Here is a 17,205-nt window from a genome sequence, read left to right as displayed (position 1 = left end):
TCGTGTGCGCTTATAGACATCTTTCATGAAAATTTTCTATCGCCATAAAAGGCAGCAAAACGATATATATGAAAATAACTACTCTTAATCTTAAAGGCTTTAGAAATTTCAAAAACTCAACGATAAATGTTTCTGAAAAGACGCTGATAATTGGTACGAATGATATCGGGAAATCTAATCTGCTATATGCAATGCGCATATTATTGGATCGAAGTCTTTCTGAATGGGATATCGAACCAAAGGATTCCGATTTCTATTGTTATGAAGACACGAAGGAACTTAGCATTACTATTAAATTTGAAGAAGTAACAGAAGATTGTGTTCTTTCAAAACTTCCGGGAAAAATTAGTGATGACGGTGTGTTATACCTATCCTATAAAGCATGGAAAGAAAGCCATGAGTACAAGTTTTACGCCGGGTTTCAAGAGGATCAGCTAGAAGAAATACAGGAGAGATTCTATCGGAAAGTGCTTCATCTAAAATATATAAGCAGCAACCGCGATTTAAACAGCTATATAAAACGAGAGAAGCGAAATCTGTTGAAAGATGCGCAGGAAAAGAGATCCGGTGCAGAGGTAACAACAGATGAGCAAAGCCTGTTAGAAATTGAGAAGGGGCTACTTTCTACCAATGAAAAGATATCTAAACTCTCCTATGTTAGTAGAGCAACCGAAGCTATCAATACAGAGTTACAAGAGTTATCCTTTCATCATGCAGGGCAGGAAGTTGTGTTCGATGTGGGTAGTTCTGATGTAAACAGCTTCGTCGGAAATTTACATCTGGCTTCAAAAGTCAACAATGCAAATTTAGCAATAGGGGGAGATGGGCGCAACAACCAAATCTTCTTGGCGCTATGGGCAGCCAGAAATGAAATTCAGGAAGACAATCCTTTAGAAGTTACTTTCTACTGTATTGAAGAACCGGAAGCGCATCTGCATCCGCACCAGCAAAGGAAATTGGCTGAATACCTAATTAGAACATTAAAAGGGCAAATTTTCATTACCTCTCACTCACCACAAATTGCATCTGAGTTTTCGGCAAATTCGATTGTCAGGTTATTACAGAAGGATAAGAGTACAAAAGCTGCCAGCAACGGTTGCAGCCATATCATCGAAGATGCTGTTTACAATTTTGGTTATAGACTAAATGTTATAGCAGCGGAAGCCTTTTTTGCCAATGCGGTGCTTTTAGTGGAAGGGCCTTCTGAAATTCTATTTTATAAAGTTTTAGCGCGTGAATTGGGAATTGACTTGGACAGGCTTAACATCAGTATCCTAATGGCCGACGGTGTAGGGTTTGAAACATTTGTAAAAATATTGCACGCCTTAGAGATTGAATGGGTAGCCAGGACAGATAATGATGTGTTCAAGATACCTAAAAAGGCAAAATATAGGCTTGCCGGAGTGCAGCGGGCTTTATCAATTTATAAGAATAACTGTGAGAGAGATCAACGCGTTGAAAGACTCATTACTTCTCATGAGAAACTATTAAGTGGTTTTGCTAAAGAAGTTCCGCCAGAAAATAATTTAGATGCTGCCAATAAGTTTAGAATAGAACTGGAACGGTGGGATATTTTTATTTCCCAGAAAGACTTGGAAAACGACATGTTGGGCCAAGGGCTCGAAGCCAGCATCCTGGCTTATCTCGGTGTAGATGATAAGCAGGAAGCGTTAAAGCTCATGCAGAAAAGAAAAGCAACATTCATGTTTGAGTTTTTACAGAAACAATTCAAGTCATTAAAAGTGTTGGAAAAAATGGGATTAGCCAAACCGCTATTTGCTTGTAAGAAACTTATTGAGAATAATGTATGAAGCCAACAGTACAGCAAGAGAAAATTATTGATGCACCCGGTAGTTTAGTTATTGTGGCTAATCCGGGTAGTGGGAAGACATTTGTTTTGTCTGAGAAAATAAAGAAAATACTCCCGGATACACTCGAGATCAAAGGCGTAATAGCGATATCGTACACGAATAAAGCTTCTCATGAGTTAAGAAGTAGATGCTTAAAAGAAGGTCTGGCTCCTAAAGCCTCATTTTTCGGAACTATGGACAAATTCTATTTGTCTGAAATTGTTATCCCGTTTGCAAAGCAGCTTTTTGGTATTCCTAAAGTAGAGGTAGGCATTGTGAGAAGATGTGATCTGGAAGGCAATATTCAGGAAGAACTTAACTGGCTGGATGATGCTATTGACCTAGAGAATCTTCCTCACGAGCATGTTAGCTTTTTAAAGAAATTATTTCTGAAAGGGAAAGTTGTGTTGGAATCAGTAGGTCTATTGTCTATTTACATATTTGACAATAGCAAAGCTTGCCGTAACTACATTAAGGCCAGGTATACATATATAATCATCGATGAATACCAAGATACAGGTAAGGAGCAACATCTGCTTTTTTTAAAGATTAAGGAACTGGGATTATACGCAATTGCGGTAGGCGATGCTAATCAATCCATTTTTAAATTTTCTGGAAAAAGTTCCGATTATCTGATCGATTTAGCAAAGAGAAAAGAAGATTTTACGCTTTTTCCGCTTGATTATAATCACAGGTGTGATGCGTCTATCATTAACTATTCTCTTCTTTTACTAAATGAAGATTCTGACCTGCTCCCGTATAAGGACATTCATGTTTTTGAAAAGAAAGTGCAGGGGAATGAAACTCAAATTGCTGAATGGCTAAGAAAATCAATGGCTCAGTATATTGGAAAATATAGTGTTGAGAAGGAAAACAAAATAGGTATTCTTGTTCGTAATGGCAGGACAGGTACACTGATACATAACAATATAGGACTACCTCACAAGTATTTTGAAGCAACTCCCTTGGATGAAGATTTTACAATATGGTCCGGACTTTTCAGAGAATTACTTTCAATCGTATTTGACAAAAAGCTGTCGAAAACAGCATTTGTCGAAAACTACATAAGTGCCGATATAAACCGCTTTAAAGTCATAGAAATTTTAAAACAGATTGGGAGGTTAGAAGCGGAATTGGCTGCTCCACATTTTGATGTGGTTTCAGCTGTCAGCTTAGCGGAAAATATTGTAGCACACCTTCATCCGACCGGAAAAAATGCTAATTCCATTGGTCTAGTGAAGGAAGTATTATCAGACTCTAGGTTGCTGGAGTCATATAAGCCCGCTGCTGCCAACGAAATACAAATAATGACATTGCATAAATCCAAGGGATTGGAGTTTGACATAGTTTTTCACTTAGATCTGTATGAATGGATACTTCCTAAAAAGGAAATACAAGATAATAAAAGTTGTTTTTCAGACATTGTTCAAGATATTAATCTTCATTATGTGGGAATAACCCGTGCGAAAAAGTGTTGTGTTTTATGTTATAGCACTAAGAGAACAAATTATAAGCAAGAGCAAAAAAATGGGAACCCGTCGGAGTTTTTACAATTAACAGCACTGCGAAGTAAAAGGCACCCTTCTCCCTTTTAATTATTTAAATGGATCACAATACTGTCAAGTGATAAAAATAAAACACAATGGAATTTTTATATATTTGGATTAACGAATATCATGGCATAAAAAAGGTTGGTCTCAATATTAGTAATGAATACAGATTTCATTTCAATGAACTTGAGAGGCAACTTTCGATAACTAATTCTGAAAACTTTATCCCATCTTTTTTTGCTGATAGTATCAGTAGTCTTACTGCTATAATTGGCGAAAACGGATCCGGAAAAACAACATTGTTAAGATATATTGTTGAATATCTATCTGATGGAATAAATAATCATAAAGATGAACAGAGTATCGTCGTTTTTAAACGTAATAATAAAATTCATTATTTTAGTCATTTTAGCATCACTATTACGTCTCCAAATAATTCTATAAAACTTGAAAAAATTAATGATAATAACAAAATAAGAGACTATGCAACAACTGTGTTTCTTTCTAATACATTTAATCCTACCTCTTATAATTCTCATGACTATCTAAATGGGCAGTTGGGTAAGACAAAAAATTTGTCGACGCAATATCTTTTGTATGCTGATTACCAAAATCGAACTGGACAGGACGCATTTAATACTGCACTTACCTACCAACAGCGATTCTCTTCATTTGCTGCGGAAGAGCTCATTCGTATTGTAAGATTACTTAGATGGTTGAACTATAAAGAGGCAAAGGGGCATGCTTTCCCAGTGAAACCACCAGAATACTTGAATATTTCATTGGTTTTTAGTGAAAATGAAGAGTTTAAAAGTGAACTGGAAAAGATTGCCAGAGCAGCAGAAAAATATTTTAATATTACTCGGAATAAAAAAAATAAGTTCTTGATACAAGTTTTTCTGGCTTCGGTGTATCACTTCATAAATGAAATCAAATTTATTAGCGGTCCGGAGATTATTGCCGATACATATGGAAAGGTGCCAAGTCTGATTTTGGAGTATTTCGAAAATAATGAATACAAAAATCATCCGGAGAATTCTGTAGTTCCTGAAATGCATGATATATTTTATTCAATCTTAAGGAAAGATCAATTTTCAATTCTGAATGATCGCATATCACAAATGCAAGCCTTTCTTGAGCTTTTGGGTGGATTTGTTCATACGAGAAGCGTGAAAGTGTCAAAAGCAAATAATCTAATTTCCGTTGTGCTTACTAAAGCTAACAAAGCTGACCTTGAAAAACTTGTTGAGGAGTATTACAAAACAGAACGAATAGCTGGTTATGTGGATTTTTATTTTAGTCATCAGTCAGAAGGAGAGTCGTCTTTAAGCTCTGGGGAATATGCTATGCTAACGGTTTTCGCTAGGCTCAATAGTATGAAGGTTGAATCCCGAAAGCCATTGCTTATTCTGATGGACGAAGCTGAGCTGGCACTGCATCCACAGTGGCAAAAAGAGTTCGTTTATCATTTTGTTGATTTTATCTCAGAGAGGTTTGCATCTTATCAAGTTCAAATTATCATAACGGCACATTCCCCTTTTATTTTATCTGATATACCACCGCATTGTGTAGTACTGTTAAAGAGGGGTAATCATCATACAGTTGTAGTTGATAGTTTGGAGTCGAATAAGGAGACTTTTGGTGCGAATATACATGAGCTATTTACCGATTCCTTCTTTTTGCAAGACGGCCTAATGGGAGAATTTTCGAGACGCAAAATCCAAGACCTTATAAAAGAAATTGGTACAAGGGATTTTATCAGTCTTGAAGAATTTGAAAACAGGTTTAAAAAGAGGATTAATATTATAGGGGAACCTTTTATAAAATCTAAAATCTTGGAGTTGGTAGCCGATAAGTCAGACATATCTGTCATTGACCAAATAATTACTCAACGAAATGAAGAAATTGAGCTACTTCAGCAGATAAAAAAACAAAAGGGAAATGATAAAAATAGAACATCCTAACCTGAAAAAAATTGCGCAAGAGTACTTTTTGCAAGTAAAAGAAAAGTGCATAAGAAGGGCTGGTTATTATAAAAAGATTATTGAAGTATTGTTTAATCATGGCCCACATGCCGACTTGAAAGATTATAAATTGAATGGTAAGTCTAAAACATCTCTTGCTAATTTATTTCTAAATTCCGCTAGTAAACTAACAGATCAGCATCACTATGCAAATGTTGTTATTGCAAACTGTTATCCGTGGGTGGCTGCCAATCGCCTTGTTTTTGAATCAATAGCAAATTACTTAGATAATGATAAAAATTTGGAGGAGCTAATCCTATGCATGCCGGACCAGTCTATTTTAATCGAAACAAAAATTAAGAACCAGGTAGGTGTAACTGCTGCCAACCAAGCCATTGTTACTCCATTTATTAACTATATTATTGACTACAGACAATTTGATTATTTTGCATATAATATAGCAAGTCAACTTGCACACAACACCTGCCCGTACTGTAATCGTATCTACATTCATACAGTCATAGACCGGCGAAAGAAAGAAATCATACGACCAACATTCGATCACTTCTTTTCCCAAAAAGACCATCCATTATTGGCGTTAAGTTTTTACAACTTAATCCCAAGTTGTTATTATTGCAATTCCAGCTTAAAAGGAGATAAGTCCATGGCATTGGCTACTCATTTACATCCTTATATGGATAAATTTGGGGATGATATATCCTTTCATATACTAATCAAAGACGTTCATAAGGATAAAAGCAATCCGGACAATTATCATTTATTCCTTAAAAATGATGTGCCTGATTCCCATCCAAAGTATGGGCAAACATCTTGGGCTGCTATGCCAACGCCAAATGAACATAGAGGTAATATCAACTTGTTCCGTTTAAATGAAATCTACCAGTCGCATTTGGATGTTGTGGGCGAATTAATTGTCAAATGCGATAGTCTAAGCGATGCCCATGCCCGTTCTTTAGGAAGTTTCTTTAACCAGCTTCATACAAACAGGACTGAATTCTACCGGTTTTATTTTGGCAACTACTTTCATGAAAAAGATTTTCATAGAAGACCGTTAGCTAAACTCACTAAAGATATTATAAGGAAAACCTTACCTCATTTTGCAAAAGATATATAGCCACGCCTCAATGATTAATTATAACTAGCATTTATATGCACACAGACAAACCCACATCAACAAAATCCGAAGACTGCTTCCAGCGCTACGAATTTTCAAAACGTATTGCCTCCATCATTGCCACACCCAAGATCGACAAGTCATTAATTGTGGGACTGTATGGTAAATGGGGTGAAGGGAAAACATCGGTGATGAATTTTGTTCAGCAAGAGCTTCCAGAGGATACTATAGTGATCAACTTCAACCCCTGGATATTTTCAGACGAACAGCATCTAATGCGATCCTTTTTTGCTTCGATATCTAAGCAGCTGGGAGCAAAAGACAAAACGATCAGAGAGAAGATCGGTGGTTTGTTAAGTGACTATAGTGGCGCAATTGGTTCTGTAACACAGTTTGCCGGTTTTGGTACGGAAGGCTTGGAAAAGCTCGGCGATAAATTAAAAGAAATTTCGATAGAACAACTGAAAAAGAAGGTGGATGATCTGATTGTTCAATCGGGCAAGAATATCGTTGTCTTTGTTGATGATATGGACCGGCTGGATGTTCAAGAAATCCAATACGTTTTTAAACTCGTAAAACTAGTAGGCGACTTCCCCCGGACAGCTTACGTACTTTCTTTTGACGACGAAATGGTCTCCGCAGCTTTAGCGCCAAAATACGGTGGTGATAACAAGGCAGCGGGCTATAATTTCCTGGAAAAGATCATACAGGTGCCCTTAAAAATACCCAAAGCTAGTAAGAAGGCTTTGTATCAATATACTACCAGCTTGCTCAACAGTGTATTGAAAGAGGCCGGAATTGAATTGAGCCAAGAGGAGGTAACCAATTTTACAGAGGCGTTTAATACAGCATTCTTACCCTTCATGGATAATCCCAGGATGGCGATCCGGTATGCGAACACCCTTGCTTTTTCACTGCCCTTATTGAAAGGAGAAGTGAATACAGGAGACCTGGTTGTCCTTGAAGGTGTAAAGATATTCTACCCCGAGCTGTATGACTTTATGCGATCAAATGCGTACCTGTTTACACAAAGAACCGGAAGCAGGGAACATAATCATGCGCAGCAGGAAAGCGACCAAGTAAGAAAGAAGCTATCAAGCGCCATTGAGATGTATAGTGCTGATAAGCGGAGCGCCATTGTTCAGGTACTGCAAGAACTATTTCCACAATTAAAGGCAGTTTACAGCAATACTAGCTTCCCTAACAGTACCTATACAAGATGGGTGAAAGAACGGAAAATATGCTCGGCAAAATACTTCGAGCGATATTTTTCTTATACCGTGCAAGAAGGAGACATGCCTGATACTTACTTTGGCCAGCTGCTGGCAGACCTTCAAATTAATACCGTTGAGCACCTGGTTACACAATTCAACCAGGCAGTGGAACTGTATAATGCTTTTGATCTAGTGCAGAAATTCAGGCAGCGGGAGCACGAAATAAATGAAGTGCAATCTGAAAACCTTACTAAGGTTTTAGCACACGTTGGCCATTCATTTCCAGTCGAAGAAGACATGCACTTTGCAACAACCTACGCACAGTCGGCAGGTCTTATCGCTAGACTGATAAGGAACATCAAGGCTCCTAAAAGGCTTAGCCTTGTTCTAAACTTACTTTCAGCATCTCCATCCTTGGAATACGCTATGGAGATTCATTATTGGCTCATGTACCGGGAGAAAGATTATCCTGACACCGCTATCTTCTCGGATGAGGATAAAACCGCGATGCAGCAACATCTTGTTACTTTATTTAAAGACGAGATGACAGATGATAACTTTTTCACCCTTGTTTCGGATGGTAACCTTTGGAGGCTACTGGCCTGGTGGAGTAAGTGGGATGAGGAAAAGGGTGCTTTAAAAATATTTTGGCGCAAACATTTAGATAGGGGAGACAACCATGAATTTGCACTGAGGGTTTTAGAAATTTTCACTCCTACCATAAACGCCTCTTCTTATAATCCTCAGGACAAAAAAGTAAATAGCAGTAGCTATAAATCTGGATTTTATAATGTCAACTTCGATGCCGTGAACGAAGTTGTTGATGTTGATTTGCTGAATAAAAATTTGATCGCATTTTATGGAGATAACCCACATAAAGAAGGACCATCCGTTATATCCGACAGAGATCCAATAGATGATAAAGTTTTGGTCTCTATTTTTCAATGGTTTATGAAGACTAAGTTAGTAGAAAGTAAACTCAAAGAATAAATATTCCATTTTCTGATCATGAAAGAAATTGATCTCTATTCCGAAGCCAAGCCCCGCTATCATCTGCTTATTCCCAATAAGGAAGACGGGCTCGTCATTCTTGCGCTGTATCAAAAATACGGGCAGCAGGAATTTACGGAAGACCAGATCATCCAGGTGATCAATAAGGTACTGAGCGATCTAGGCAGTTCGGGACTACGAGAAGAGAGTAATCGCAACAATAACGTTATCCTGCGCCTACAAGAATTCTTTCTCTGGCGCGACAGGAAAAGGAAGCTATACGGGTTTAAAAGCTATGGAATAGAGTTTTGTGAAAAAGTATCCAAGCGTCTTTCTGAGAGCTACCATCCGGCCAAGATAGAGCGCCTGTTTAAACATCTGCTGGAAACCTTGAACGCAAGCCTTGAGAAGGGGCCGGCCGACCTATTGATATGGAAAGACGATCATTTCCAACAGCGCAGCGTTGAGTTAGCCAAGCAGATAGAAATATTAGACCAACAAGTAAGCCAGTCAGTAGCAGATTTCCGTTTCCAAATAAAACAGCCTCAGGAAAACATCGTGCAGGTGATCGATAACATTAGCGCGGGCCTGGATGGTATAAAGCAGCATGTAGATGAACTTAAGGCGGGTTTTCGTATCACTTATGATATAGATGATGTTTTGGAGCCGATGCTGAAAGATCCTGCATGTTTTGAGCTGCTGGACAGCATCGACGAGGTAATGCGGTATAACGAACATGTGCGCAACCATCTGGACCAGGTGAGTGTGCGCATTGATAAAATAAAGCCCGGTATACGGGAGTTTATTTTTGAGTTTAACCAAAGGGAGCTTGACCGCAAAACGGATCAATTTATTCACTACCTGCTCGACCATGCCACTTATACCCGCCAGGAAGGTCAAACCAAAAAACTGACATTGCCGGCGGAGGTGATGCCGCTCGTCATTAAAATTCCAGAAGCTGTCCCCAGATTTTGTGTACTTACAGAAAAGGATCTCAGCAGAAGAGCGCCGCTGCCCGTCATTGACCGGTCTGTAGATATGGAGCAGACAAGGGTGGTTATGGCCAAGAATCACGAGAAGCTGGCGCAAAGGAAGCGTATTCAGGATTGGACCCAAAAGGCACTGCAGCAGATAGAACAAGATGGCCAACTGGACTTTTCGCCTTTCTTCTTCCACGTACTGGCTGCCGAGGAGGCCGACCTGAATATTCCTGTAAGGGTTGCACAAAGGTTAGTGAAGCAATGCAAAGGCCGGCAATACACGATAAGGGTAGCTCAGCAAGAATATCATGATCCCGACTATCAAAATCTTTCCCTATGGAATATGACGATACTGAAAAAGATCTAAACCTGCGTTATTCATTTATGACGGACAGGTCAGCCAAAGGCGTCTTTGCCAAACTGGATTACCAGCTCAGGTCGGGCACGCACTTGCAGCGCAATTTCCCTAAACCCGCCGCGCTTTATACCTTCCTGGATAAATACTATGACAGCCTGCAGGCTTACTACGAGGATTTTTTTGATATGCTGCTCAAAAAGGAGGGCGAAGGATGGAGCGCTTATTTCTATCTAGATTTTCATGAGAATTCACGGGGGAAAATACCTTCCGATCCTTCCTTTAAAGGATATCTAAAAACTGAATACGTCCTGATAGGGCTGCTCTTTTTCAAGGTATTCAAACTCGACGGCAATATTGAATTGTCCAAAATATCGGATTTCATTAATTTGTTGTACCAGGAGTACGACGACCTGCTCCATAAGCTGCAACGCGTGGTGTCGTCTATCGAAAGCGACGCTGGTTCGGATATGAACGAAGGAAAACTGAATAGCTTGGTTCATAAAGCCTTTTCCGAATTTCACCAGTTGGGCTGGATAGAAAAAGATGCAAACGATAGCGATTATTTTACTTATCAACCCTCGTTTGAAAGATTAAGAAGGATTTACTATCCGCAGATTGAAACGATTGACGAAATCATAAAGCGCAAGGAGCATGGCTAAGTTTCAACCGAAGATATACAGTCTGTCTACACTCAATATAAGGCAGCATTTCAATTGCGATTATCGTTTTCATGATTTTCGTACAGATTTTAGCGGCGAAAGCGGAAGCGGCAAAAGTCTGATCGCTGATTTTATACAATTGCTTTTGGTGGGCTCCGGTGTTTTTAAGTCAGGAACAGAAGGTGTAAAAAGCAGGGATACCAGCGGGCTGGCATTGAAAAGTGCGGGAGGCAACTATGGACGTGGTTATATCCTAATCAATGTGGAGGTACAACCACGCCAATACATTGCGCTCGGCGGATACTTGGAATCTTCCAGCACGCAGATGCTGTTTTTTATTGTCCAGGCAGGTTATGATTTTGAGGAGACGCTTGCTCCGATGAACGCGCCCGTCTTTTACAGGGATTTGTTGTTAGATGGCCAGATAGATACTTTAGAAAAGCTGGAGAAAAACGCTTTGGAAAAGGGCTACCTCAAAAGGGTGAGCAATAAGAAGTACTACCATCTGCTTTTTAATAACGGTATTCTGGCTGTAGATCTTAGTCAAAATGAGCAAAGCCTGAAAAGCTACGCAGCCATTATTCGTTCTTTTTCCAGGGGCAAAGGCTTTTCTACCCATTCAGATGCTTTAAAAACTTTTCTGTTTGGCGACGCGGACCAAAAGCGGCTGCTGGCAAAGTACAACGACGAATTACAAAACATTCATACAGACCACCAGCAACATCAGCGTTTGCAAGAGGAGATTGCACTGATAAAGGACAAGGAGCAAAAGATAGAACGTGTAATGCTTGATTTTAACGCTTATCATCATTTGAAAAAGCAGCACAGCCAGGAAAGTGCAAGCTTTTGGTTCCGGGAAAATGCCCATGCTGCCCAAGAATTGGAACAAGCGGAGAAAGTCTATCAAGTAAGCAGCGCCCGGAAGTTTTTGGTTGCAAAAAGGTTGGCCGCCAGGAAAAAAGCGGACATAGCGGGCAGGTATGACGCAATAAAGAAATTAAGAAACAAGCGCAACAATGCAGAACAGGATACTGCAATGCTTGAAGCACAAAAAGACAATGCAAAAAAACTGCTGGACGGGAGCACGAGATATAAGGAGCTTATTGATAAAGTAAACAGTTGGTTGACCGAGGATCGGAAGGACTCGGAGTCCATCCGGCAATGGTATTCGGAAGAGCGCAGCAAGCTAACGGATGCGGAAACGCTTAAAGCGTTTGAGGGTTATCTTCATGCACACAGGCTGCAGAGTGAATTCAAACAATCGGATTGGTATCAGGAGGACTATGTAACGGCGCGATATAATACTTTGCAAAAGCTGAAGAAACTAGAGGATGCTATCACTAATAAGGAGGTTCAGTTACTGTTTTCGGATCTCGACAATCCAGCATCGCTCGCGCATTGGGCTATAGCGCAGCTTGCATTGCCCCTGAGTATAGAACAGGAAAGTTTGTTGTTTCATTACCAACCGCTATCAAGGACCGCTCCCATTCCGCCGCAGAAGCGATATCTACCCTTTCCCGAAAGGCTATTTAAAAATCCGACCATCGTCAAAGCAGATGATGGGGGATTCTGGTTGGAATTAAATGGTCTCTATGAATATATAACCTATGTATCGGAACAGCATCTCAATGTGCCTGCCGATCAAATCAAGCTGGATCGTGTGCCATTAAAGGCCCTGAAGCAACAGCTTGATACTTTAACAGGGGAATATGAGCAATTAAAGAACCTGAGAGAAAAACTGGAAGGCTATCCGGCATTAGAAAAGGCAATTACTTTATACAAAACCAACCCAAGTGAGCTATTTGCAGCAACGGACGATATAGCACATTTAACGCCGCCGGAATTGGAGCAGTATCTTTCGGCCTTTAAAAATTCGGAACAACACCTGGCCGACTATGAGAAAGAGGAGAAGGCTTATGGTATTGCGCTTGATAATTATACACTAATAAGACGGGCTGATGGGGATGCTAAAGAGAAGATCGAAGAAGTTGAACGTCATATGATTGATCAATATGGTGGTACTGATTTCGAACAGTTGTTGCAGGAACTAGAAGGGGATTTGCTACTTGCTGGAAATGCGCTAGATGAGCTTATAATAACCAAAACTGTTTCGTTGCAGCGAATACAAAAATTGGAAACAGATCTTTTCAGCACTAATCCTGCTATGAACAAATTACACGAGATGAATACCAATACAGAAGCTGAATATAAAGATGCAGCAAGACTTCGGGACCAGAAAAAGGAGCGATGTATATCAAGCCTGGAGAAACTTAATGAATCAAAAATGAAATTTTTGGCCGAACATCATCGCGAGTTTGTGGCAGATCAGGATGCTGTTAAAATAGACCAGGAGCCAGACGAAAACCAAAGCAACAGGGCGGGAATTAAATTTATGGAATCTTATGATTCGGCCAGTAATGAAATTGAAGACAAGACAATTTTGAAAGATTATTCAGTGGGCGTGCTGGCGCACAAATTATTGCCTACCATTTTTCCTACACAGCAACTTCAGGAAGAACTTATCGGTGAGCAGATTGAGAAAAGGCTTACGGAGCTGGCCAATGATCTGCAAAGTATCGGGTCAAGAAAGATAGAGATACTCCACAACGTATTTAGCGAAGTACATAAAGCTTACAATGAATACCTGACCAAAGTGCAACGGATAGCCCGGTACTTATCCAGTAATGAAATTACAGGCGGCAATTATGCCACCTTGCAACATAAGCCCGCGCCGGGATACCCGGAAGATTGGATGAAGATTTTCAGAAAACGCTTGACCCATGAAATGCAGGAAGTGGGCTTGTTTGCGTCTGCCCATAAGCAGGATATTAGCGAGATCATGCTCAGTGTTTTTCGGGAAGCCAATGGTGACAGGAACGCTAAAATAGAAGACCTGCTGAACCCACGCTCTTATTTTGACCTGCTTTTTGAGATCAAGCTGGAAAACGGACAGAGCAATTCGGGCAGCAATGGACAAACCTATACGGCCAATGCGCTGCTTTGCCTGGCTCGGTTGTCGCTGATCGAAGATAAAGAGCACGTTGGCATACGCGTGATGCCGATTGACGAAGCGGAAGGCTTGGGTGGTAATTATGAAATGTTGCATGCTCTGGCAAAGAAAGAGGGCTACCAAATCATAACCATGTCTATCGATACCGCCGGCGATATCAACAATGATGGGCAATATATCTATATCATGCATGACAACAAGGATTCTACGGGTTCAACTTATGTGCCGCCATTAGGCATTTTCCATGATGGTCAATTAACTGAAAATATAAATGAAATCTTTGAATAGGCTACCTAACAATCCAGATTTTACATGGCCGCTTCTCAAGGCCTTGCATGACTTATATGAGAAAAAGAAGACTGCTGCTAAAATTCAGGAGGTGGATTTTATACGATACCTGATGTCGCAGACAGATCTTATTGCGCAAAAGAAAGGCAATAATACGATCCTGGTGGCGCAAGATGGTTATGAGGCATATTATGAAGAAAATTTTCAGTGCGTATATCAATATTATTACGATTTTCTTACCCGCGTAGACATCCGTCCGGATGGCGGTAAAAATTTCACCGAAGAAGATATCCGTACTTTGATGGTTATTTATGAAAGCAAAGATGAATTGAAGCGTAACTTGTTAAATATTGAAGATTTTTCTGGTAAAATATTTGAGCATGCGGGAGGATCCAAGTATTTGAAGCATAGGGATAGCGTGCGTAATGCGGTATTGAAAATTTTGGAAGTAGACGAATTTCCGCAGGCATCAAAGGACTTGCAATATCGACTGGTCGTCGATTGCCCTAAGCCGAAAGCAATAATTCTTTGTGAGAATAAGTCTTTCCTGAAACAGCCCTGGAACGCTAAGGAGTTGGAAGTTAAGCTGTGGCATGTTGGAGGCAATAATGTTGCCATTTTGAAGGATATTGATGAAATGGAGCTGTCCTATCCGGTCTATTATAGTTGTGACTGGGATTTTGATGGGCTGCGGATATTTCAACGCGTGAAGAGTAGATTAGAAAGCCGTGGAGCAATGATTAAAATACTGACACCTCCGCCGCCGCATCATTACCTACCAACGAGTTCATTTATGCACAAAAGCAAATGGAACTACAAGGAGGATTTTTCCGGGCTAAATAAAAGCCTGTTTTCAGCAAACGAGCAAGAGTTGATAGCTAAACTTATAAAAGAAGATTTATGGTTAGAGGAAGAAACAATTGTTTTGAAAGAGATGTATCATTACAATCTCTCAAATAATATTTCGTAAGGCGCTTCTCAAAAGCTATACTATAACATTGTAAGGTGTAAAATTTCACAAACTTGTAGCAGGCCTGCCGGTGTTAGCTAGAGTTTCTGGAAAAAGATCTCGATAATTTGTCAAATTTGGACGTAGCTAAAAAGTTGTGTGAAGGAGGTCAGGTTCCGCTAAACTTAAAGGACAATTGCCAAATTTATATTGAAACAAACCCTGAAAAGAAACGTCTCAATGCTTACGATATTGAAGTGCGGTCATTGTATAATCTCTTGTCTCTTAAAAGAATTAAACTGGATTAGGATATATTGACGTAGTAATGAAATCACCGCCGGTGCCACTTAAAAAGGCTGATATAAAGTGCCCAATAAAAAAGCCCATAGGAGCAACCTACAGGCTTAATAAAATACTCATTTACAAAGAAATGTGGAGTTGAGGAGATACCTATCGAACCCCTAGCCTCCTTTATTATACTTTTGAATGAAATAAGTTAAATTCAAACCGGCTTTTCTTAGATCACAAGAATACGACATTTTTGCAGCTTTTTAAAAGGTTAAAAGGTCATAAATGAAATTTTTACAATATGTTATAGGTGTCATTTATTCGCACAGTAAAGTTCATCAGTTATTTAGTGAGATCCTGGGTTATTTTTAAGTTCATGTCACCCATTAACTTTCTGACAGCCAATGTTAAAATATAAGCCCCGCAATATTGTTTCATTGCAAATACTTCTTTTAATGTTATAACATGATGTTCACTTGCAAGGGTAAGCCCAATATCAATAATGTTATCGAATGCATCTTTATTTTTTAAAACACCTTGTAGTTGGCTGTAGCCAACTACCTTTATTTCAGGCTCTGCGCAACATTGGTAGCGGGTAACTGCTTTTTTGAACGCGCTGTAAAACATCCCGAAGGATTGCATTTCAAGCCGACAATGAATGTCACTTTTAGCAAGAATAGCAAGGGCATTGAGGTAATCCGTTATAAAATCGGTATCATCTTTATGCAAAGGGTCAAGCAAATAATCAAAGGTTAGCTTACTCAAATGTAACTCTTCCTCAGTTAATGTCATCTGCTCGGCTTGCCAGGCAACAGCCAATTTTGAAGCTAATTTGAGTGTCAATTTATTGTTGTTATCAAGATCTGTGATATTTTCATAATATTTGTCTAAATCAAGTGGTAAATTCCAATATATGAATCCGTTGGAGCCAATGTTTAGAGCTGCAACAAACAATTTGGTATGAAGAAAGCCGCAATCCCAAAGATCATGCAATGTGACACTTTTTTCAAAAGTAAAATCCACGAATAGAACATGGGGCGTTGCTCCACGAGTTAGTTTAATTTCATGGTACTTGCTGTTAAATGATGTAACAACATTATGCCTAATTGAGTGCGACTGGCTATCCAATTTTATCCGCATTCGCCATTTAGGTTCAAATTTTTTATCATCTGTGGGTCGCTCCCTCGCAATTTCACTTTCTGCCAAAGTTCTTAAATCGAACTCCTGCTGGTCAAAATGGCTCTTTAACCAACCAATCCATAATCCAGGAGTACCTAAATCCACTAATTTTTGTTGAGCTTCTGATCCAAAAATAAATTTCCTTTTATCTTCATCGTTCGATATAGAATTAAACCAAATAAGCAATTCGTTGGGTTTTGAATTTATATCAACATCCCCTTCAAGTTGAGATAAATCAAGCCTAGATTTAGCAAATTGGTATACTTGTTCAGCTTCATCATCACCAATTTTATCAGCAGCGTTTTGAGTGTCGGATAAGTCCGTATATAAAGAATGAAGTCGTCTTTCATGTAATTGAGTTGCCATCGAGGTAATTTCTCCAAGCTGGTCATTGGTTATTATTTCGTTAGTTAATGCTGGTAACCAGATAGACCAAAACAATTTCTTGATATGATCGTCTAAAGGAATTGTTCTTTTATCTGAATCCCATTTATCACTTGAGTTTAAATTACAATAATAGATAAATATTTTACCTATTTCTTCCAAAGCAAGGATAGAAAGGTGATAAACAATATGATTGACTTTATTGCCTTTTAATAATTCCGCTGCTTTTAAAGAGGATTCTGCATTTTGGTTACAAAGCCTCCTAAATAAATTGTAGCTGCGTATTTTTTCATCGTCCATAAGGAAACATAGATTCAATTCAAAATTAGAGACAAAAATGAAAATTCATGGACTAATACCTCAATAATTATCTAATGTTGTTACTCAATAGGATTACCAGCGATAAT

Annotated in this window: 10 protein-coding genes; 9 read left to right on the top strand and 1 reads right to left on the bottom strand. The window is 39.2% G+C overall.

All coding sequences use genetic code 11. From position 1 onward, the window contains the following. The first annotated feature begins 68 nt into the window (after positions 1 to 68). Genes ESB13_RS09715 through ESB13_RS09675 form a run of 9 tightly spaced genes read left to right on the top strand, consistent with a single transcriptional unit; the run spans position 69 to position 14,968 of the window. Positions 69 to 1,811: an ATP-dependent nuclease gene (locus ESB13_RS09715; RefSeq protein WP_129002787.1), complete on the top strand. Its 1,743-nt coding sequence runs from the start codon at positions 69 to 71 to the stop codon at positions 1,809 to 1,811. After that, complete coding sequence (locus ESB13_RS09710) at positions 1,808 to 3,445, top strand: UvrD-helicase domain-containing protein (RefSeq protein ID WP_129002786.1); 1,638 nt, start codon at positions 1,808 to 1,810, stop codon at positions 3,443 to 3,445. Before ESB13_RS09715 ends, ESB13_RS09710 begins: the two co-directional genes overlap by 4 nt. Before the next feature lie 47 nt (positions 3,446 to 3,492). Beyond that, positions 3,493 to 5,364, top strand: a complete 1,872-nt coding sequence (locus ESB13_RS09705; RefSeq protein WP_129002785.1) for an AAA family ATPase — start codon at positions 3,493 to 3,495, stop codon at positions 5,362 to 5,364. Beyond that, complete coding sequence (locus tag ESB13_RS09700) at positions 5,342 to 6,499, top strand: hypothetical protein (protein WP_129002784.1); 1,158 nt, start codon at positions 5,342 to 5,344, stop codon at positions 6,497 to 6,499. Before ESB13_RS09705 ends, ESB13_RS09700 begins: the two co-directional genes overlap by 23 nt. Positions 6,500 to 6,534: 35 nt before the next feature. Further along, entirely contained in the window at positions 6,535 to 8,703 is a 2,169-nt protein-coding gene (locus tag ESB13_RS09695; RefSeq protein WP_129002783.1) for a KAP family P-loop NTPase fold protein, read from the top strand. An 18-nt stretch (positions 8,704 to 8,721) separates the two neighbouring features. Next, a complete protein-coding gene (locus ESB13_RS09690) occupies positions 8,722 to 10,050 on the top strand; it encodes a hypothetical protein (protein ID WP_129002782.1) in 1,329 nt (442 codons plus the stop codon). Next, positions 10,020 to 10,700 (top strand): condensin complex protein MksE, encoded by a 681-nt coding sequence (locus ESB13_RS09685; protein WP_129002781.1) that lies wholly within the window; start codon positions 10,020 to 10,022, stop codon positions 10,698 to 10,700. Before ESB13_RS09690 ends, ESB13_RS09685 begins: the two co-directional genes overlap by 31 nt. Further along, the gene (locus tag ESB13_RS09680) at positions 10,693 to 13,998 is read left to right on the top strand and encodes a hypothetical protein (protein WP_129002780.1); all 3,306 of its coding nucleotides are present in this window, start codon (positions 10,693 to 10,695) and stop codon (positions 13,996 to 13,998) included. Before ESB13_RS09685 ends, ESB13_RS09680 begins: the two co-directional genes overlap by 8 nt. Further along, positions 13,982 to 14,968, top strand: coding sequence for a hypothetical protein (locus tag ESB13_RS09675; protein ID WP_129002779.1), 987 nt, complete (start codon positions 13,982 to 13,984; stop codon positions 14,966 to 14,968). The genes ESB13_RS09680 and ESB13_RS09675 overlap by 17 nt, the downstream gene beginning before the upstream one ends. A gap of 609 nt (positions 14,969 to 15,577) precedes the next feature. Here ESB13_RS09675 and ESB13_RS09670 read toward each other — a convergent pair. Continuing rightward, positions 15,578 to 17,098: an AbiV family abortive infection protein gene (locus ESB13_RS09670; RefSeq protein ID WP_129002778.1), complete on the bottom strand. Its 1,521-nt coding sequence runs from the start codon at positions 17,096 to 17,098 to the stop codon at positions 15,578 to 15,580. Between the last annotated feature and the right edge of the window lie 107 nt (positions 17,099 to 17,205).

The sequence above is a fragment of the Filimonas effusa genome (genome assembly GCF_004118675.1).
In the GTDB taxonomy this organism is placed as follows: Bacteria; Bacteroidota; Bacteroidia; order Chitinophagales; family Chitinophagaceae; genus Filimonas; species Filimonas effusa.
Note: the sequence above shows the minus strand (reverse complement) of the source record. Positions and strands in the feature narration are given on the sequence as shown.

What these genes read in the sequence shown, in the direction of transcription:
- ESB13_RS09690 (WP_129002782.1), top strand. Translation starts at nt 8,722, where the DNA reads ATGAAAGAAATTGATCTCTATTCCGAAGCCAAGCCCCGCTATCATCTG.
- ESB13_RS09700 (WP_129002784.1), top strand. Translation starts at nt 5,342, where the DNA reads ATGATAAAAATAGAACATCCTAACCTGAAAAAAATTGCGCAAGAGTAC.
- ESB13_RS09675 (WP_129002779.1), top strand. Translation starts at nt 13,982, where the DNA reads ATGAAATCTTTGAATAGGCTACCTAACAATCCAGATTTTACATGGCCG.
- ESB13_RS09710 (WP_129002786.1), top strand. Translation starts at nt 1,808, where the DNA reads ATGAAGCCAACAGTACAGCAAGAGAAAATTATTGATGCACCCGGTAGT.
- ESB13_RS09695 (WP_129002783.1), top strand. Translation starts at nt 6,535, where the DNA reads ATGCACACAGACAAACCCACATCAACAAAATCCGAAGACTGCTTCCAG.
- ESB13_RS09670 (WP_129002778.1), bottom strand. Translation starts at nt 17,098, where the DNA reads ATGGACGATGAAAAAATACGCAGCTACAATTTATTTAGGAGGCTTTGT.
- ESB13_RS09685 (WP_129002781.1), top strand. Translation starts at nt 10,020, where the DNA reads ATGGAATATGACGATACTGAAAAAGATCTAAACCTGCGTTATTCATTT.
- ESB13_RS09715 (WP_129002787.1), top strand. Translation starts at nt 69, where the DNA reads ATGAAAATAACTACTCTTAATCTTAAAGGCTTTAGAAATTTCAAAAAC.
- ESB13_RS09680 (WP_129002780.1), top strand. Translation starts at nt 10,693, where the DNA reads ATGGCTAAGTTTCAACCGAAGATATACAGTCTGTCTACACTCAATATA.
- ESB13_RS09705 (WP_129002785.1), top strand. Translation starts at nt 3,493, where the DNA reads ATGGAATTTTTATATATTTGGATTAACGAATATCATGGCATAAAAAAG.